9 protein-coding genes are annotated in these 20,351 nt (G+C 65.1%); 2 read left to right on the top strand and 7 right to left on the bottom strand.

From position 1 onward, the window contains the following. Positions 1–20 precede the first annotated feature (20 nt). Together C5N93_RS15040 and purU are read left to right on the top strand one after the other, a co-directional pair. Positions 21–872 carry a DUF4743 domain-containing protein gene (locus C5N93_RS15040; RefSeq protein WP_242559895.1) on the top strand — a complete coding sequence of 284 codons (852 nt, stop codon included), beginning with the start codon at positions 21–23 and terminating at the stop codon, positions 870–872. A 211-nt stretch (positions 873–1,083) separates the two neighbouring features. Continuing rightward, entirely contained in the window at positions 1,084–1,956 is an 873-nt protein-coding gene (gene purU, locus C5N93_RS15035) for a formyltetrahydrofolate deformylase (protein ID WP_242559894.1), read from the top strand. Between the two features lie 261 nt (positions 1,957–2,217). Here the strand turns inward: purU and C5N93_RS15030 are convergent, their stop codons facing one another. The 7 genes from C5N93_RS15030 to C5N93_RS15000 form a co-directional block, all read right to left on the bottom strand. Further along, positions 2,218–3,588: a DHA2 family efflux MFS transporter permease subunit gene (locus C5N93_RS15030; RefSeq protein ID WP_150721060.1), complete on the bottom strand. Its 1,371-nt coding sequence runs from the start codon at positions 3,586–3,588 to the stop codon at positions 2,218–2,220. A 390-nt stretch (positions 3,589–3,978) separates the two neighbouring features. Further along, on the bottom strand, positions 3,979–4,458 hold the full coding sequence (locus C5N93_RS15025) for a DUF488 family protein (RefSeq protein ID WP_242559893.1): 480 nt from the start codon (positions 4,456–4,458) through the stop codon (positions 3,979–3,981). A 202-nt stretch (positions 4,459–4,660) separates the two neighbouring features. Beyond that, entirely contained in the window at positions 4,661–14,629 is a 9,969-nt protein-coding gene (locus tag C5N93_RS15020) for an autotransporter-associated beta strand repeat-containing protein (RefSeq protein ID WP_242559892.1), read from the bottom strand. Positions 14,630–15,084: 455 nt separating this feature from the next. Then, positions 15,085–16,218 carry a 2-aminoethylphosphonate--pyruvate transaminase gene (locus C5N93_RS15015; protein WP_242559891.1) on the bottom strand — a complete coding sequence of 378 codons (1,134 nt, stop codon included), beginning with the start codon at positions 16,216–16,218 and terminating at the stop codon, positions 15,085–15,087. Between the two features lie 88 nt (positions 16,219–16,306). Continuing rightward, the gene (locus C5N93_RS15010) at positions 16,307–18,103 is read right to left on the bottom strand and encodes a putative 2-aminoethylphosphonate ABC transporter permease subunit (RefSeq protein ID WP_242559890.1); all 1,797 of its coding nucleotides are present in this window, start codon (positions 18,101–18,103) and stop codon (positions 16,307–16,309) included. Between the two features lie 5 nt (positions 18,104–18,108). Beyond that, positions 18,109–19,203, bottom strand: a complete 1,095-nt coding sequence (locus tag C5N93_RS15005; protein WP_242559889.1) for a putative 2-aminoethylphosphonate ABC transporter ATP-binding protein — start codon at positions 19,201–19,203, stop codon at positions 18,109–18,111. Positions 19,204–19,291: 88 nt separating this feature from the next. Next, positions 19,292–20,332, bottom strand: a complete 1,041-nt coding sequence (locus C5N93_RS15000) for a putative 2-aminoethylphosphonate ABC transporter substrate-binding protein (protein ID WP_242559888.1) — start codon at positions 20,330–20,332, stop codon at positions 19,292–19,294. Between the last annotated feature and the right edge of the window lie 19 nt (positions 20,333–20,351).

Genomic DNA, 20,351 nt, shown 5'->3' with positions numbered 1-20,351 from the left:
GCGCGTCCGGTCTCTGACGTATGTCTTTTGCTTGTATTGCGGCGGCGCGCCGCTTCGACGACCGAGCGCATCTGCCGCTCGTGATCGGTTCGCAGCGTTATGGGTGGATTCGCCGTAGCGACGTCGAGTCGCTGTGCCGTTGGCCCGACGTGTTCGAGATCAGCTCGCTGGCGGTGCGGATTCATCCGCGACACGACTCGTGCGAGGCTCGCACGGCCGCACTTGCGCCCGTGATCGAGACGCTCGCCGCTGAAGGCCGCATCACCGGCTGGCGCAACGAGCGTTACGCCATTCGGCAGCGTCTCTACGACACACCGCTCGCCTGGATCGAGCGGGCTGCCTCGCGCTTTTTCGGCACGCGCACGTTCGCCGTGCATGTGAACGGTTACGTGCCGACGCGGTTCGTCGGCGAGGCGCCGAAGATGTGGATTGCGCGACGCAGCGTGCTCAAGGCGACCGATCCCGGCTGTCTCGACAACGCGGCGGCGGGCGGAATCGGCAACGGGATTGGCGTGGGCGACACGCTCGTCAAGGAGTGCTGGGAAGAAGCGGGTATTCCGGCATATCTGGCGAACGAAGCGCGGCCGGGCCGCACACTGCACATCCTCGCGGAGATTCCGGAGGGCGTGCAGTCCGAGCAGATTTTCGTCTACGATCTTGCGCTGCCGCGCGGTTTCGTCCCCGAGAATCAGGATGGCGAGGCGAGTGCGCACTGGTTGTGCTCGGCCGGGCGCGTGCGCGAGGTGATCGCCAGCGGCAAGATGACCGTCGATGCGAGCCTCGCGAGTCTCGACTTCCTGTTGCGTGAGGGCGCGATTCGCGCGAAGGATTGCGCCGGGATCGAGGCGCTGTTCAAGCCGGCGGACGAGTAGCGGGACAAAGATGGCGGCGAATGCGGCGAGGTCCAGCGAGAGCTCGCCACGTCGCCTGATGGGCTGTCGTGTCTCGCGATGCCCCGACAAGTCCTGACGAGTATGGCGTCGTCAGCGGGGACCGTCTGAACCTGCCGGCCATCGACCAAATTCAAGCATTCACGAATTTCAACACTGCAACGACATTGCAAGCCTTTGCCCAGGAGCAATCATGGCACCGATCGAAAATAGCTACATTCTGAAGTTGTCCTGCCCGGACCGTCCCGGCATCGTCCACACGGTGGCCGGTTTCCTGGTCGAGCGCGGCGGCAACATTCTCGACTCGGCGCAGTTCAACGATCGCTTTACCGGCGGCTTCTTCATGCGCGTGCATTTCCAGCAACTGCCGGGACAAACCGATCTGGCGACGTTGCAGCACGACTTCGCGCCGCTCGCCGAGCAGTTCGAGATGCAGTGGGAACTGGTCGATGCGTCGATCAAGCCGCGTGTGCTGCTCATGGTCTCGAAGATCGGTCACTGCCTGAACGATCTGCTGTTCCGCTACAAGACCGGCCAGCTCAACATCGAAATCCCGGCGATCGTCTCGAACCACAAGGATTTCTATCAACTGGCAGCGAGCTACAACATTCCGTTCCATCATCTGCCGCTGATGAATTCGACGCCGGAATCGAAGGCCGCGCAGGAAGCCAAGGTGTTCGAGCTGGTCGAGGACAACAACATCGACCTCGTGGTGCTGGCGCGCTACATGCAGGTGCTCTCGAGCGATCTGTGCAAGAAGCTCGCAGGCCGCGCGATCAACATCCACCACTCGTTCCTGCCCAGCTTCAAGGGGGCGAAGCCTTACTATCAGGCGTTCGACCGTGGCGTGAAGCTGATCGGGGCAACGGCGCATTACGTGACGTCCGATCTCGACGAAGGTCCGATCATCGAGCAGGAAGTCGAGCGCGTGGATCACACCATGGACCCCGAGCAACTGACGGCCATCGGTCGCGACGTGGAATGCGTGGCGCTCGCGCGTGCCGTGCGCTTTCACGCCGAGCACCGCATTCTGCTCAACGGCCACAAGACGGTGATCTTCCGTTGATGACGGCGAGGCCGCGTGGCGTGACGTAGAACGCCGCCTGACCTCATAGCGCATAAGCGAGAACGCCCGGGATGTCATGTCCCGGGCGTTCTTGTTTTATGGACGTGAGGCGTCCGATGATCGACGTCAGGAGGCGATCAACCTCATCGCTGTGCCACGACGCCACTACGCCACTACGTGGCGAGTGAATTCAACGCGACAAGACGTGTGATTGAGGACACCTCGCGGTGTGATGTTCGCAGGTGACGATCTCGCTGCGGGTTACGTACGCTGCGCCAGTTCGCTGCCCGCGTCGCGCGACAGGCGCGCAATCGAGATCGTCGAGCTGACGGCAACGAGCCCCACGACCAGAAACGCCCATGGGAAGTCGACGTTGGTCACATGATCTCGTCCGTGCAGCCACGATGACGTCTGCAATACCGCCGCACCGATCGTAATGCCGAGCGTGAGCGACACCTGCTGCGCGACACTGGCAAGGCTCGTCGCCTGACTCATGCGATGCGCCGGTACGTCGGCGTAGGAGATCGCGTTCAGACTCGTGAATTGCAGCGAGCGGAAGCAGCCACCGAAGAGCAGCGTACCGAGAATCACCAGATGCGAGGTCTGCGCGGTGAAGAGACCGTAACCGCCGATGGTTGCCGCCGCGATGAGCGCGTTCGTCATCAATACGCGACGGAACCCCCAACGCTTCAGAATGCGCAGCGAGAGTGTCTTCATGAACATCGCCCCGGCCGCAGAAATGAAGGTCAGCGCACCGGACTCCAGCGGCGTCATGCCAAAGCCGAGTTGCAGCATCAGCGGCAGCAGAAACGGCGTTGCGCCTACACCGATTCGAAACAGCGTGCCGCCCGCGACACCTGCGCGGAACGTGGGGATACGAAAAAGATCGAGTCGCAGCAGCGGGTGCGCAAGCCCCTTCGCGTGACGCAGATACGCCGCGAGCAACGCCGCACCGACCGCGACGAGTGCAAGCGCCAGAGGCGTCGGAATCAGGTGGCGACCGATGGTCGACAGTCCGAGCATCAGGATGGAAAGACCGAAGCCCGACAGCAGAAAGCCCTTGACGTCGAGCGGCGGTACCTCGTCTTCATAGAGATCGGGGATGAACTTCGTCGCCAGCACGAAGCCGAGTACGCCGATGGGAATGTTGATGAAGAAGATCCAGCGCCAGTGCCAATACGTGGTGATGAAGCCGCCGAGCGGTGGCCCGAGCACCGGGCCGACGAGGGCGGGGATCGTCAGATAGTTGAGCGCGCGCACCATGTCGCGCTTCTCGACGGACTTGAGCAGCGCCAGCCGCCCCACCGGCACCATCATCGCGCCCCCGATACCTTGCACGAAGCGCGCAATCACCAGTTCGGGCAGATTGGTCGAGATGCCGCAGCAGATCGAGCCGAGCACGAAGACACCGATGGCGGTGCGAAAGACATTTCTCGTGCCGAAGCGGTCAGCGATCCAGCCGCTGACGGGAATGAAGACCGCGAGGCTGATGAGGTAGGTCGTCAGCGCGAGCTTGAGCGTGATCGGACTCTCGCCGAGATCCTGCGCGATCAATGGCAACGAGGTGGACAACACGGTGGAATCCATGTTCTCCATGAACAGCGCACAGGCGACGATGAGCGGAACGAGCATGAGGCATGATGTCGCCATCGCGGCGACGGGAGTAAACGGGTGACAAACGAAGCCCGCCCGAAGGCGGGTATGGACAACGGCAGGTAGACCGTCAGTCGGACAATCCACCGGGCAATCGGGCAATCGGGCAGTCAGACAGTCAGACAATCGGCCGGACAGTCAGTCGTACGGTCCGTGGAACCGTCAGTCGAACAAAATGAGCGGGAAGGCTTACGAGCGTTATAGCAAATTTCAATTCCGCTCGTCTCGTCCACGCGCAAAACCAGAAAGCATGCGGTTTCCCGAGGCGTGCCTCTCGTCCCACGTCGTTTTGAGAGGCGGAATGCCGTGTTGCGTTGCGATACCTTGTTGTGTCTGGCGAACCCGTGGGGGTGTAACGGTCGGCGACGGTCAGTGCGATTCGAGAAAGTCGCGCAGGACATGCAGATGCGTAGGCGTGTCGTCGTCGACGAGACGATGCGCAGCAGTGAGCAACGTGACGGGGCCCTGGGCGAGACGTTCGCGCAGTTCCGCGAGCATCACATTGTGTTGGGCGTCGAGTGCCGCAAGCTCGTCGAGAAAGCGCTGACGGAACTCGTCGAACTGCTCGGGGTGCTGGTGAAACCACTGCCGCAGGGGCGTGCTCGGGGTGACGTCTTTCGCCCAGAAATCGATCTGCGCCTTCGCCTTGGCGAGTCCGCGCGGCCACAATCGGTCGGCGAGTACGCGTTGCCCGTCAGCGGGATCCGGCGCGTCGTAGGCGCGCTTCAGACGGATGTCCAGACGCCTGGCGCTGCGCTTGCGCGCGGGCTTGGCGGTCGCCGCAGCCGTCGCGGTCGTGGTCTTGGCCTTGGCCGATGATGCGGTATCAGTCGCTTTCGATGACGGCATGAGGGGGGCAGCCTCCGGATGGGGCGCGCGTTGTGATGTCAAACCCGGGTATGAAACCCGTGCGTAACACCGGTGTGCGATATCCGCGCGCGACACCCGCAAGCTTACCGGAGGCCGCCGACGCAAGCGAGCCCCGGCCCTTTTTCTGCGTCAATGGTTCACATCAACGGTCCACGTCAATGGACTGCGTCAACGGCATGCGTCAAAAGCGCCAGTTGACGTTGCCGAACACCGAGTTGTCGCTGACCTTGCCGCCGAACTGTCCGGCATAGCTCACGCCGAGGGTCACGGCGCGGCCAACGAACGCATCGACCCCGGCGCTGACGACCGCCGCGTCTCGCGCTATCGGCACGCCCGCCACCGTAAAGCCCGCCGACGTGCCCGAGAACGCCAATCGCATGTCCGGCGCATTCGCCCCATAAGCGTGACGCCACCCCGCCGACAGACGCAGCCGACCCGAGGCGGCGACGCCCATCCCGATGCCGAACGGGATTTCCCCACGCAGGCCCGCCGTCGAGAACGTGATGCCCTGCGTCTGCGCGTCGGCATGCAGCGCGGCGATGCTGCCGGACTCGTCGAACGCGTCGGTGCGCACGCGGGCATAAGCGACATTCGCGAACGGCTCGACGCTCACACGTCCCGCATCCATACGCCACGCCGCTTCCCCGAAGACTTGCCACACGGCAGCGTCATATTTCGCGCGGGCCGTTTGCGCGACGGCGCCGATCGCGATCGCACGCTGCGAACTGATTTGCTGCCAGCCATAGGCACCTCCGAGGGTGGCGCCAAGGCGCCCGAAGCGACGGCTCACATAAGCGCCGATCTGCGCATCGTTGCTGTTGCCCGAGGCGCTGGCGCCGGTATTGAACGTGCTGTGCCCCAGACCGCCGAAGGCGCCCGCGCGCCATGCGTCGGCGAACGGCGCATCGACCCCGGCCAGCACGCCCATGCCGCGCCGATGCAGCGTTGCGGCGCCTGAGCCGCCATCGGCGACGGATTTGTTGCGCATCTGGCTGTCGTTGCCGTAGATGGATGCCCAAGCCTGTGTCGCACGATGTTGCGACCGGCAGTCGCTGTTGCCGTCGCGGCCGGCTCCCGACGATGCCGATGCGTCGTTGGCGTCATCGGGCATACGGTCGCCGCCTGTCGAAGACGTCTCGCAGTCCAGCGAAAGCGAAAGACCGTCGCGTAACCGCTGTGAGACGGCATCGCGCGCGATTTGCGTTTGTCCCAGCAGCATCGACGATATCGACGCGTGCAAGCTTCCATCGAGACTCTCGAACGCGGCAGGCGCGGTGGCGGCCGTGAGGCCAAGCGCGGCCTGATACAGCGTGTTGCCGGTCCCCAGTGCCGAGACGGCGGCGGCCACAGCGCGCTGATTGGGTGTCACGGCACCGGCGGGCAACGGTGTACCGTTGGGCGCAAGCGTCAACAGGACGGAGGTCGGCGTGTAGCTGATCTGCGGCGTGAGATAGAGAAGATTGGTCGACGTTGCCGCAAACTGGCCGGAGACGCCCCCGGTCGCCGAGACGATGACGGCATTGACGGCATCTGCCGGTTGCGTTCCCGGCGCGGCGTTCACGATGAGATTGCTGCCACTGACTGAGGCACTTCCCGTGGCATTGACCTGACTCGGCGCGGTGCCGGGTGCGGCGTTGACTTGCAGGGTGGCGCCCGGTTGAAGCGTCAGATTGCCGCCGACCCCCAGCGTCGCGCCGGGGGTGCTGACCACGATCTGGCTGCCACCAGCACCTGTCAGCGGCCCTGTCTGCGCGCCGCCACCCGTGCCACCGGCGCTGGTTGGGGGCGGTGTTGTCAATGTAGCCCCGGTTTGCACCGTCACGGGAGAGTTGGGCAGACCACCGATGTTCAGCGTGCCGCCCGCAACGGTCGTCGGCCCGGTCAGCGGATTTTGCGTCCCTAACGTCAGTGAACCGCTGCCGGTCTTGGTGAGTCCGCCTGAGCCGGACACGCTGCCGGGGAAATTGCCTGAGCCCACCGACACCGAGCCGCCGTTGACGGTGAGACTGCCTTGCGTCGTGCCGTTCAACGAGGGCAGCACGACGTTCACGCCTTGCGTCACTACGTTCCCTTGCGAGAGGGTCAGGCCGCCGCCGGAAGGGCTGCCGAGGCCTGTTGGCGAGGTCACGGTCACGTTGCCGCCGTTTACCGTCGTGCCGCCGGTATAGCTGTTGTTGCCACCGAGCGTGATGCCTCCCGGGACACCGGTGCCGTTCAGCGAGATTGCACCGCCGCCAGAGATGGGGCCGTCCAGCGTGAGCGGTGTCGTCCCGGCGATCGTGAGCGTTGTGCCATTGCCTACGGCGATGCCGTTGCCAAGCGTGACGGATGCGCCGACCGGCGACGTCGCAGACAGCGTGCTGTTCCCCCCAACGGTCAGCCCGCCAGTGCCGAGCGCGGTGCTGTTGCCCACGGTCAACGTGCCCGCGTTCAATGTCGTGCCACCGGTGAACGTGTTGGCGCCGTTCAGCGCGGTCGAGCCGGTGCCGTTCTTGATCAGTCCGCCGGTGCCGGACACCGTGGCGCCGATCACGTGATTGCCGTTGTCGCCAGTGCTCAAGCCGCCGCTACCCAGCACCAGTTGCGTGCCAGTGTCCGCGTCGAGCGATGCGAAGGCGAGTGGGGCAGTCGATGCCGACGCATCGAACGTGGTCCCGGCGTTGCGCAGCGTTAATCCTGCGCTTTGACCGACTTGTCCCGAAGCGCCGAGGGCGAGCGTGCCGCCTGTCACCGTCGTCGTCCCTGTGAACGTGTTTTGTCCGCCCAACGTCACGGTGCTTGTGCCTTGCTTGGTGATGCTTCCTGCGCCGCCGATCACGCCGTTGAAGGCGCTGTTCGCGTTGCCGCCAAGCGTGAGCGATTGTCCGCCCAGTGACACGTTCGTGCCTGTGCCACCGGTGAGACCTGCAATCACGATGGGCGAGGTGGCTTGTGAGAGGTCGAGGGCAGTACCGGTGGCGAGCGTCACGTCGTTCGCGCCCGAGAGCGTGCCACCTGCGCCGATGGCGACGGTGCCCTCAGCCACGGCGATGCCGCCGGTGAACGTGTTCTGTCCACTCAGCGTTTGCGTTCCTGCCCCCGCCTTGACGATGCCTCCGGTCCCGGCAATGCCCGCCGTCAGCGTCTGGTTCGTCCCATTGCCGAACGTCAGCGTATGACTTCCGAGATTGACGCTGCCACCGGTGCCTGCCAGTGTGGCGAGCGTCTGGTTACCGGCCGCGCTGACATCGAAGGTGGCATTTGCGCCGGTGATCGCGACACTCGCGCCGTTTGCCAGTTGGCCCGTCGCGCCGAGTGCGAGCGTACCGTCGGCAATGGTCGTCGTTCCCGTGAACTGCTGTTGCCCGAGCAGCGTTTGCGTGCCGCTGCCTTGCTTGACGATACCGCCCGTGCCACTGATCGTGCCGCTTACAACGTGACTCGACGCATCGCCGAATGTCAGCGTGTTGTTTCCCAACGTGACGTTGGTCCCTGCCTGAGAGGTGAGTGCGCCGATGGTGCGATCGCCATTCGCGGTGGAAATGTCGAGCGTGGCCCCCGCGTTCTGCAAGGTGACGGCGCCCGACGGCGCCAGCGTGCCCGCACCGCCCAGCGCCAGCGTGCCCGCCTGCACGACCGTGCCGCCGGTGAAGGTGTTCGTGCCGGTCATTGTCTCGACACCGGTCCCCACCTTCACGAGGCTGCCGGTGCCCATCACACCGCCGCTGTAGGTTTCGTCGAGTCCGCTTGCGCCGACCTCCAGCGTATTGCTGCCCATATTGATCGCGCCGCCTCCGGTCAGCGCGCCAAAGGTCTGTGTGCCGTTACCCGCTGACAGATCGAAGACCGCGCCGGTATGGACATCGACGACACCCGCCGCGTTGAGGCTCGCGCCGGCGCCGAGCGCGAGCGTCCCGGCGTTGACGTTGGTTGCGCCCGCGTAGGTGTTTTGCCCGTTGAGCGTGAGCGTCGCGCCGCCGTTCTTCGAGATGCCGCCCGCACCGCTGATGGCGCCATTGAGTGTGAGATCGTGGGATCCCACGACATCGAGGTCGCCGCCTAGCGTGATCTGGTTGCCGAAGGTCGTCGCTTGCGTCGCATCCAGCGACGTGCCTCCTGCAAAGCTCACCGTGCCGGTGCCCAGTGCCGTGTTGCTGCCGACAGCGACGCCGCCCGCCTGCACGCTCACGCCCCCCGTAAAGTCGTTGCTGCCCGAGAGTGTCTGGACACCGCTGCCAAGCTTGACGAGGCTGCCGCCCGCGCCGTGAATGTCGGACGCTAACGCACTGCCGGAGGCATCCGCCAGCGTCAGCGTCGTATTGCCGAGATTGATGGCGCTGCCGGCCACGCCGTTGATCGTCGCGGCGGTCTGATTGGGGCCGGTCGAAATATCGAGCACCGCTGTTGCACCGGTGAGCGCGGCATTCTTGCCACCCAGTTGTGTGCCGTTGCGCAATGCGAGCGTGCCCGCGTCAATGCTCACATCGCCGCCCAGCGCCGCACCGCCACTCAGCGTTTGCGTGCCACTCCCCTGTTTGACGAGATTTCCTGTGCCGTTGATCGCACCGCTGAATGTCGCATCGGCTGCGCTGCCGAAGGTGAGCGTTTGCGTGCCGATGTCGACAGTGCTGCCCGCTGCACCGGCGAGCGAGCCGATCACAGGTGTCGTGGCGGCGCTGACGTCGAACGTGGCGCCGGAGGCCAGCGTCACGTCATTGGCACTCGAGAGTGTGCCGCCATTGCCCAGCGCGAGCGTGCCGCTGTTTACACCGACGTTGCCGGCAAATGTGTTCTGCGCACCCAGCGTCAGCTTGCCGCTGCCATCCATGATGAGCGAGCCCGTGCCCGAAATTGCGCTGGCGAGCGTGGCGTTATCGCTGTTGCCGACGGTGAGCGAACTACCGCCGCCGAGCACGACGCGGCCCCCGGTGCCTGACAGATGGCCCAACGACTGATTGCCCGCCGCACTCAGATCGAACACCGCCCCAGCCCCGGTCAGCGAGACGTTGCTGCCCGGTGCGAGCGTCGCGTTCGCGCCGAGGGCCAGCGTGCCGTCGGCAATCGTCGTCGCACCGGTGTATAGCTGCACGCCGAGTAACGTTGTCGTTCCACTGCCTTGTTTGACGAGACCGCCACTGCCACTCACGATGGCCGCGACGCTGTGACTGGTCGCATCGCCGAACGTCAGCGTGTTGGTGCCGAGCCGAATCTGTGTGCCGGCGTCGGCCGTGAGCGCACCGATGGTTCTCGCACCATTGGCGCCCGAGACATCGAACGCCGATCCGGCATTGGTGAGGGTGACGGCACCCGTCGGGGCAAGCGTTCCGGCACCGCCCAGCGCCAACGTTCCTGCCTGGATGACGGTGCCGCCGGTGTAAGTGTTGAGTCCCGTGAGCGTCTCGGTGCCGGTGCCGATCTTCACGACTGACCCCGTCCCCGTGAGGCTGCCGCTGAAGGTGTCGTTGCCCGCACCGCCGATTTCGGTGACGAGTGCCCCGATGTTCACCGTGCCCGCGCCATTGATCGTACCGATCACTTGCGTTCCGTTCCCGGCGGACAGGTCCAGCGTTGCGCCGCTCGCGACATTGACCGACCCGGACGCATTCAACGACGCGCCCGCGCCCAGCGCCAACGTACCCGCGCTGATCGATGTCGGCCCGGCGTAAGTATTGCTACCGCCAAGGGTGAGTGTCGCCGTACCCGACTTGGTGAGGCCGCCCGCGCCGGAGAGTGCGCCGTTCAGGGTGAGGTCATGCGTGCCGAGTACCGACAGCGTGCCGAGCAAGTTAACGTTGTTGCCGAGCGTGACGGCCTGTGTGCTGTCCAGCGTGACGTTATTGCCGAATGTGGCAGTCCCCGCCCCCAACGCGAGATCGTTGCCGACGACCAGACCCCCCGAGCCGACGCTGACGCCGCCGGAGAAATCGCTTGCTCCCGCGAGCGTTTGCACGCCAGGGCCTGAGACGATGAGTGCGCCGGTGCCGTGAATCGCGCCGGCGAATGCCGCGTTGGTGGCGTTGTTCAGCGTGAGCGTTTGTCCGCCGAGCGAAATCGCGCTCCCCGCCACACCGTTGAGCGTCCCGATGGTCGACGCGCCACCGCTACCGATATCGAACACGCTGTTCGCGCCGCTAAGCGTCAGCGCGTTGCCGCCTTGCAGTGCGGCACCACCGCCCAATGCCAGCGTGCCGTCGGCGATGTCGATACCCCCGGCGTAAGTTGACGTTTGCGTCAGGGTCTGCTTGCCAGCCCCTTGCTTGACGAGGTTGCCTGTCCCCGTGAACGTGGCGCTCAACGTCTGGTCGGTACCGTCGCCGAACGTCAACGTGTTGGTGCCGAGCGCGAGCGTGCCGCTGCCCGACAACGCCCCGATCGTCTGCGCAGCAGACGCGCCACTGATGTCCAGCGTCACCGCCGGACTGTTCACGCCGTTCAGCACAACGGCACCTTGCGCCGCGAGTGAGCCACCGCTGCCGATGGCGAGCACGCCGTCGTTGATCGTCGTGCCGCCGGTCCAGTTGCCCGAGCCATTCACGGTCAGCGTCGCCGGCCCCGACTTCTGCAATGCACCGCTGCCTGTCACTGCGCCGGTCAACGTCAGATCGGCACTGCCGAGAATGGCGGATGTGCCGCCAAGCGTGATGTTGTTGCCGAGGGTCAGGGCTTGCGTGGTATCGAGCGTGGACTGATCGCCGAGGGCGAGGGTGCCCGTGCCGATGGCGCTTGCATTGCCCAACTGCAAGCCACCAGCGGTGACTGTGACCCCGCCCGTGAAGTCGCTCGCACCGCCGAGCGTCTGCACGCCGCCGCCTTGCTTGATGAGTGCGCCGGTGCCGTGAATGCTGCCGTTGAACGTTTCGCCCGTGCTGTCGCCGAACGTGAGTGTGTTGGCACCGAGCTGGACCTGCGCCGCCCCGCCGCTGAGCGATCCGATGGTCTGGGCACCGGCGGCGCTGATGTCGAGCGAGGTCGAGCTATCGCCGAGCGTCACCGCGTTCTGAGACGACAATCCGCCCCCCGCACCGACCACGAGAGAGCCGCCCCCGACTACGATGCTCCCGGTGAATGTCTGCTGCGCGGTAATGGTCTGCGCGCCCGCGCCGAACTTGACGATGCCGCCACCGGTGCCGGTGATCGATCCCGCGAAGGTCTGATCGGTGTCGTCGCCGAAAGAGAGCGTGTTGTCACCCAGATTGATCGTGCTGCCCGACGCTCCGGAAAGCGCCCGGATGGTTTGATTTTCACCGCCGCCGATATCGAGCGTCGCACCGCCGGCAATGCTCACCGGATTGGCCGACAGCGTACCGGTGCCGCCCAATGCCAGCGTTCCTTGTGCGATCGCGATCTGCCCGGTGAACGCATTCTGGCCCGTTAGCGTCTGGATGCCCGTGCCCTGTTTGACGATGCCGCCCGTGCCGCCGATGCTGCCGGCGAAGGTCTGGTTGGTCGCATCGCCAAGGGTGAGGGTGTTGCTGCCGAGGGTGACCTGACTGTTTGCCGTGCCGCTCAGTGCACCGATGCTGACGGGGCCGGCGCCACCGACATCGAATGTCGCTCCATCGGCGAGCGTCACGGCATTGTTGCCCCCGAGGGTGTTGTTGCCTTGCAGGGCGAGCCGCCCTGCCGCGATGTTGATGCCGCCCGTGAACGTTTGTGCGCCGGATAGCAGCAACGAGCCGGTGCCTTGCTTGACGATTCCCCCCGTGCCCGAGATCGTGCCGCCGTATGTCGAGTTACCGGCGTCGCCGATCGTCAGCGTCTGACCGCCGATCAGGACCGTGGCGCCGGAGACGCCCGACAGCGCGCCGTAGTTCATGCCGCCCGCATTCGAAAGATCCAGCGTTGCGGTGTTGCCGGTGAGCGCGAGCGGCGAGGCGTTGGCGAACGCGCCGCCCTGAAGCGTGAGCGTGCCTGCGCGCACGGTGATGCCGCCGCCCGCCGAACTCGTGCCCGTCAGCGTCACGGTGCCGGCGCCTTGCTTGACGATGCTGCCGCTGTTTCCACCGCCGCCGGTGAAGACACCCGCAAATGACTGATTGGTGGCGTCGCCGAAGGTCAGCGTATTGGCGCCCAGCGCGACCGACGTATTGGCGACGCCCGAGAGCGCGCCGATGGTCTGCGCCGATGCCTGACTGATGTCCAACGTGGCGCCACCGCCCAGCAGCGACACGACGCCGGTACTTGCCAACGATCCCCCGGCGCCTAGCGCGATGCCGCCCGCGTTGATCGTTGTGCCGCCGGTGAACGTATTGGCCCCCGTGAGTGTCTGGGTGCCGGCATTGGTCTTGACGATGCCGCCCGTACCGCCGATCGCGCCCGCAAATGCGCTTCCGGTGCTGCCGCCAAGCGTGAGATTGTTGCCGCCAAGTGCGATCTGCGTGTTGCCGACACCGGCAAGGTTCGTGATCGTTCTGCCGCCATTCGCGCCCGACATATCGAAGACAGCGCCCGCCCCCGATAGCGTGAGTGGCGTGCCACCGGTTTGCAGCATCCCGGCGCCTGCCAGCGCGAGCGTGCCCGCCACCACGTTGACGCCGCCGCTGAACGTATTTGCTCCGGTCAGCGTGACCGTCTGTGCCCCTTGCTTTGCGAGACTGCCGCCGCCGCTGATGGGCCCGGACAACGTAAGCGCGGCACTTCCCCCTAATGTCAGCGTACTGCCCGCGCCGATGGCCATCGCGTTGGCGAGCGTGACCGGCGCACTGGCATCCAGCACGCCGGTCGTGCCGGACACCTGAACCGCGCCGCTGCCCAGCGCGGCGTTGCTGCCAGCAACCAGCGTACCGCCGGTGAGCGAAGTCCCGCCCGCATAGTCGTTGGTGCCCGCGAGCGTCAAACGTGCGGTACCCGAGAGCGATACGCCTCCCGTGCCGGTGACCGTGCTGCCCAACGTCAGGGGATTGGTGCCGGAGACCGCCAGGCCGTTGGCACCGAGCGTGGTCGGCAGCGTAATCGTCAGTCCCGCGCTGGCAGCCTGCATGGCGCCGCCGTTGACGGTCAGCGTCCCCGTGCCGAAGCTACCGGCGTTGTCGAAAATCGCGAGTCCGCCGTTGAGGGTGGTCGACGTGACGGACAGTGGCCCTTGAAGCGTCCAGGTGCCGCCGTTCACTGTCGCACGTGAGAAGTTCACGTAACTCGTGCCGCTCAGTGTTCCGGTGCCTGTCGTCGTCGCGTTGTTCGCGGAATTGCGAAGCACCAGCGAGTTGTTGCCGCCTGCACCGCCGTCCACGACGCCCGTTGCCGCGAAACCCAGATTGAACCCGGTGACGGGGAGGGCGCCGAGGCCAGGGCTTCCGCCGTCGTTGAATGTCGAGCCCGTGACCGCCGTATAGGTGTTGGTGCTGTTGGCGCCGAGCGAAACGCTGCCGCTCAAGGTGCCTTCGTTGCTGAACGTGTTCCCTACGCCTGGGGTGCCGTTCGGCGCAAATGCGATCCGTCCGAGCACCGTGCCGGTGTTGGAGAAGTTGACGGCCGCGCCGCCATACGCGGCAGCGACCGGCGCGCTGCCATTGCCGGTGAGCGACACGCCGAGAATCGGCGTGGCCCCGAGCGTGCCGTTGTTACTGATGTTGGTGGTGCCGCCGGTCGCGTTCTGCACCGTCAGCGCGAGTCCCGTCAGCCCGGGAAGATTCACGCCAAGCACACCGACCGTGCCGCGCATGAGCGCGTTGTTCGTCACCGTCTGCGTGCTGCCCCCCGCGCTTCCATTGCCGACGACGGTACCCGTCGCGAGAAGTCCGATGCCACCGAGTAATGCGGGATCGATGGTGCCGCCGTTGATCAGCGTGACGTTGCTTCCGGTGAGTGTCAGCGCCGTACCGCCCACGCCGAGCAACACGCCTACGCCCGCACCACTGTTCACGTTCACCTGCAAGTTGCTGGCCGAGTTGGCGTAAGACGGCGCCAGCGGATTCGCGGCGCCGCTGCACGTCACCACATTGCCCGCTGCCGAGCACGCGGCCCACGACGGCGTGGAAGACAGCGCCCCCAGTAACGCAATGCACGCGAGGCATACGCGAGTGAGTGAGACCGACATGGACGCGCCGATACGGCTGCCGGCGCGGCGCACGCGCGAGGCCGGTGCACCAGCGCTTTGCCGAGCCGTTTCCGGCACAGGGACGACGTCGATGCGGCAATGCCGCCAGACCAATCGATAGAGATGCTTGTTCATCGTGCTCGGGTTCCCAAAGGCGTGGAGTGCAGAAAGGGCGGGGCGCGCGATGGCGGCACACCCATGGCTGGCGGCATTCGGGGGGAGACGATGGCGGCGGTGGCTCGTGCGATCGGGGCGTCAGGCAGACGCCATCGATCCCCGTTTTCCAACGCCCGACCAGGGGCTAATGCACGGCAAATGTGCGGGCCATTCTAGGAAGCACGATGGGAAAGTGCCCGTGCGCCGGACGTGACGAGCTGCATCGAGTGACAAACATCGACGCCGGATTTGGCAGGGGAATCAAGGCCGTGCGCGACCTTGTCGTGAGGGAGACGACGCCCTTGCGGCGCCGGGAGAATCGCGAAGTTTCGGACGATTCCCTAAAGCACTTGAACCACCGAGAGGGGCAATGGCGAGTGACATCGCAGGTCACTCGCCATGCATCGATGATCGATGGAATCGCGCAGTATGCGCTACGCAGCTCGCGTCAGCGGCGCCACCTGACGAATGCCGAGCGACGCCAGCGACTGCGCGATCGCCGTGACGACATTGCGCATCTCGTTGTCGTCGATGGCGCCGATGCATCCCACGCGGAACGTTTCGATCTGCGTGAGCTTGCCCGGATAAAGGATGTACCCGCGCTCGCGCACTGCGGCATAGAACGCCTTGAAGTCGTACTTGCTGTCGGCTGGTGCATGGAACGTCACGATGACGGGGGCTTGCACGTCCGCCGCGAGAAACGGCCGGAACCCGAGTGCGGCCATGCCGTCCACCAGCGTGCGGCAGTTCGCCCGGTAGCGCTCACCGCGTACCGGTTGACCGCCCTCGGCGAGGAATTGATCGACGGCGGCACGCAGCGCCGCGACCACGTGCGTGGGCGGCGTGAAGCGCCATTGCGTCGTCTTCTGCATATAGACGTACTGGTCGTGCAGATCCATCGCCAGCGAATGGCTGTTGCCGCCACTCGCCTCCAGCACCGACTTCTTCACGATCACGAAGCCCATGCCGGGCACGCCTTCGAGGCACTTGCCGCTCGCGGCGATGAGCGCGTCGAACGGCATCGACCGGGCGTCGATCTCCACCGCGCCGAACGAACTCATTGCGTCGACGATCAGCCCCTTGCCGTGCTTCTGGCACACGCGCGCGATCTCCGCGAGCGGGTTGAGTACCCCGGCGCCGGTTTCCAGATGCACCTGCGCCACGTGCGTGATCGACGGATCGCGCGAGAGCGCTTCGTCGATGGCGGCTGCACTGGCGGCCTGATCTTCGGGGATGGGAAGGGCGACGGCGTCGCGTCCGAGATAGCGACAGATCTTGAGGATGCGCTGGCAGTACGCGCCGTTGTCCGGCACCAGAATGCGGGCACTGCGGGGCGTAAGCGTGCCGATGGCCGCTTCGACCGAGAACGTCCCCGAGCCTTGCAGCGGCACGCAGACATAGTCGTCGCCCCCATGCACCACGCCCACGAGGTCGCGGCACAACGAGGCGGTGATCTGGTTGAACTGGGCGTCCCACGATCCCCAGTCGCGCAGCATGGCCTGTCGGGTGGCCGGCGACGTGGTGAGCGGGCCGGGGGTGAGCAGAATCGGTTCCTGACCGAGAATCATGACCGTCTCCTATCGAACGAATGATGAAACCAATGAAACGAGTTGGCGAAACATCGGATATGCACAAAATTCCATGACAACACCGGCATCAATCCCCCTTGCGTGAGGTCATGCCCGAAGGGCGCCGCCACGCCTGCGTGTAGCGCTCCACGAGGATCTGCACGCCGTGATAGAGCAGACACACCAGCATCGAAGTGAGTACGACGAGCGTGGCCATCGCCGCCGCAGGGCCGATGGAGCCGGTCTCGTCCATGTTCACGATGGCGACCGACGCGAGCGAGGTATCGGCCGAGTAAAGGAACACGACCGCGGAGACCGTGGTCATGGCGTTGACGAACAGATACCGGCTGATGTCGATGATCGACGGCAGGCAGATCGGGGCGGACACGCGCCAGAACGTCCGGTAGAACGGCACCTTGAGCGACGCCGACACATACTCGAATTCCGGATCGATCTGCTTGAGGGCCGTCACCGCCGTGAGATGGCTCGACGAGTAGTAATGCACGACGTTGACGATCACCAGAATGGCCAGCGTGCCGTAAAGGTTGTGCAGCGGATTCGCCTCGGAGACAAAAAAGAAGATGTAGCCCAGACCGAGCACCAGCCCGGGCACGCCCATCGGCAGCACGGCCATCATGCGGATGAAGCCGCGTAGCCATGCCATGCCGCGCGTCTTCTCCAGCAGATAGGCGATCACGAAGATGGCGGCCGTGCCCCAGACGGCGCACCAGAATGCCATCTGCAAGCTGTTGACGTACGAATCCACGGCGCCGCTTTCGATCAGGCCGAAGCGATAGTGACCCAGCGACAGGCTGAAGTTGTACGGCCAGAATTTCACGAACGATGCGTACACCGCCATGCCGAGAATCGCGAGCATGATGGCGGCCATGCCCCAGCACATCGCCGCCATCAGCCAGTCGAAACCGCGCGACGGCTTCGGCACGTAAGGCACAGCGCGCGCCGAGAGCAAGGCCTGTTGCTTGCGTTGCACGACAGCGTCTACCAGATACGTGATGCCCACGGGCACCAGCAGCACGAGCCCGACCACGGCCCCCTTGGAGAAATCCTGCTGGCCGATCACCAGTTTGTAGATGTCGGTGGCGAGCACATTGAAGTCGCCGCCGATGACCTTGGGAATGCCGAAATCGGAAATCGCATACGTGAAGACGATCATCGCTGCGCTGATGACACCGTACTTCGCGCCTGGCAGGGTGATGGTGAAGAAGCGTCGCACCGCGCGCGTGCCGAGGGCGTCCGCCGCTTCGTAGAGCCGGGCGTCGGTGAGCGAGAGCGCGGTGATCAGAATCATCAGCGCGTGCGGGAACGTGGCGTTGACCAGCGACATGACGATGCCCAGCGGTCCGTAGATATCGACGTCGCCCATGAACGGACGCAGCAGCCCCTGATTGCCGAACCAGAAGATGAAGGAGATCGCGGGCAGCAGCGTGGGGCCGAGAATTGGAATCAGCGCGATGTTGCGCAGCAGCGTCTTGTGACGGATGCAACTGCGCGTGAGCGCGTACGCGAAGATGAAGGCGAGCGGCACCGTGATGCATGTCGTCACCATCGAGATCCACACGCTGTTCCAGATGGAGCCGAACAGGGCGGGGGAATGGAAGTACTCGCGAAAGTGCCGCAGGCCGACGAAGTGCCCGTCGTTGTCCTGCACGCTCTTGACCAGAATTGCGGCCATCGGTGCGAGCAGGAAGAGCACGCCGGCCGCCGCCGCGATCAATAGCAACGCCTGCGCGAGACGATCGGTCCAGTGCGAGGCGAGCCGCACCGGGCGCACCGCCGAGGGCGGCGGCCGGTCGGCCGTCGTGGGTGATGCGGATGAAGCAGGCGTTTGCGGCGCGCCGGTCAATGTCGAGGATACGGAACTCATCGTGGCTACCCCTGACGGAAGACGCGCACGGCGGCGCTCGGCACCGCGAAGCGCAGCGCGCCGCCGGTGGCCGGTTGCAGGGCCTGCATGTCCGCAGGCGAGAGGTCGGCATAGAGCGGGTGATCGCAGGCCTGCATGCGCAACGTCACGCGCGAGAATGCCCCGAGGAATTCGATCTTCTCGACGGCGCCGTCGAACAGATTCGCATCGTCGTCGAGGTCGTCCAGATCGCGCACGCGCACGTCCTCCGGTCGGAAGAAGACACGGATGTCCTCACCGGCACGGCATCCGTTGAGCGTGCCGCATGTCAGTTCGTATTGCCCGACGCGCACGCGTCCTGCGTCGCCAAGTCGCGCGGGCAGGATGTTGGTCTTGCCCACGAAGTCCGCGACGAACGGCGTTGCCGGATGCTGATAGATCTCGCCGGGGGTGCCGATCTGTTCGATCACGCCCTGATTCATGACGACGATCCGGTCGGCCATGGACAGCGCTTCTTCCTGATCGTGCGTGACGAGAATCGTGGTGATGCCGAGCCGCTGCTGCAACGCGCGGATCTCGCTGCGCAGACGCACCCGCACGCGCGCATCGAGCGCCGAGAGCGGTTCGTCTAGCAGCAGCAGGCCCGGCGACGTGGCAAGTGCGCGTGCGATGGCGATACGTTGTTGTTGGCCGCCGGAAAGCTGGCCGGGGAACTTGCTGCCGGCATCGGGCAGCCCGACCATCGTCAGCAACTCGGCCACACGCGCTTCGCGCTCGGTGCGAGGCGCCCGGCGATTCGTCAGGCCATAGGCGACGTTCTGCGCCACGCTCAGATTCGGAAACAGCGCGTACGACTGGAAGACGATGCCGTAATCGCGCTGCATCGGCGGCAGCCGTGAGATGTCCCGGCCGTTTTGCGACAGCGTGCCCTGCGTCTGCGCTTCGAGCCCCGCAATGATGCGCAGCAGCGTGGTCTTGCCGCAGCCCGACGGGCCGAGGAAGCAGAGCATCTCACCGCGTCTTACGGTGAGGTGAATGTCATGCAGCACCACGGTGTTGTCGAACCGCTTGTGGATGCCGGCGAGACTCAGATACGTACTTTGGCGAGGATCGTCGCTCATTCGGGGGACCTCCTGCGTTGTCACGTGAGTGCGGGGGCGTTCGTTTGCGCTGCCGCGCAAGGCAGTGCGGGCAGCGCGACGCCAGACGTCACTTCTTTTCCGATTTCGCGCCGTAGCGCTTCTGCCACTCGGACAGCACCGACTCGCGGCTCTTGGCGATTTCCGTGAAGTCGTTCTTCACCAGCAGATCGGGGTAGTTCGCAGGGATCGTCTCGAACTTCCTCGCGACGCCCGGGTACGCCACGATCGCCCAGTCTTTCGCATACATCTCGTTCGCTTCCTTGCTGGCGAGCCAGTCCATGTAGCGCTTGGCGGCGTCGAGCTTCTTAGTCGTCTTCACGATGCCCGCCGCTTCGATGTCGTAGCCGAGACCTTCCTTCGGGAACACGAGATCGATGGGGGCGCCGGCGGCTTTCGTGCGATGCGCGTTGAATTCGAACGAGATGCCGATGGGGTACTCGCCCGCGCCGGCATCGCGGCAGGGCTTGGAGCCCGAGTGGGTGTACTTGACGATGTTCTTGTCGAGGGCGTCCATGTACTTCCAGCCGCCTTCCTTGCCGAACATCTGCAACCACGCGGTCACATCCAGGAACCCGGTGCCTGACGTCGCTGGATTCGGCATCACGATCATCCCTTTGTAGATGGGCTTGGCGAGGTCTTCCCAGGACGTCGGCTTGGGCAAATTGCGCTTGGCCGCTTCGACCGTGTTGAAGCAGACCGTGGCGCCCCACACGTCGAGGCCGACCCACGACGGCGGATTCGCCTTGTCGCTGTACGCACGCGTGAGCTGATCGAAGCCCTTCGGTGCGTACGGCGTGAGCAAACCTTCCTGCTTGATGAGCTCCAGACTCGACGCGGCGAGTCCGGCAATCACGTCCGCCTGCGGGTTGGCCTTCTCCGCGAGGACCTTCGCCGTGACCACGCCGGTGGAGTCACGCACGTACTTGATCTCGATGTCCGGATTCGCCTTCTGGAACGCCTCGGCGTAAGGGCGCATCACTTCGACTTCCCATGCCGTGTAGACGGTCAGCGTGGTCTTGGCGAGCGCATGACCGGCCTGTGCGGCACAGACGAGGCCCGTTGCGAGAACAGCGGCGGCGCGCATGGCACGGCGCAAGGATGAGTTCATGGGTGGCTCCTGTGGGTCG

Source organism: Pandoraea sp. LA3 (assembly GCF_022696215.1).
Taxonomy (GTDB): Bacteria; Pseudomonadota; Gammaproteobacteria; order Burkholderiales; family Burkholderiaceae; genus Pandoraea; species Pandoraea capi.
This window is presented reverse-complemented; position numbering and strand designations above follow the sequence as displayed.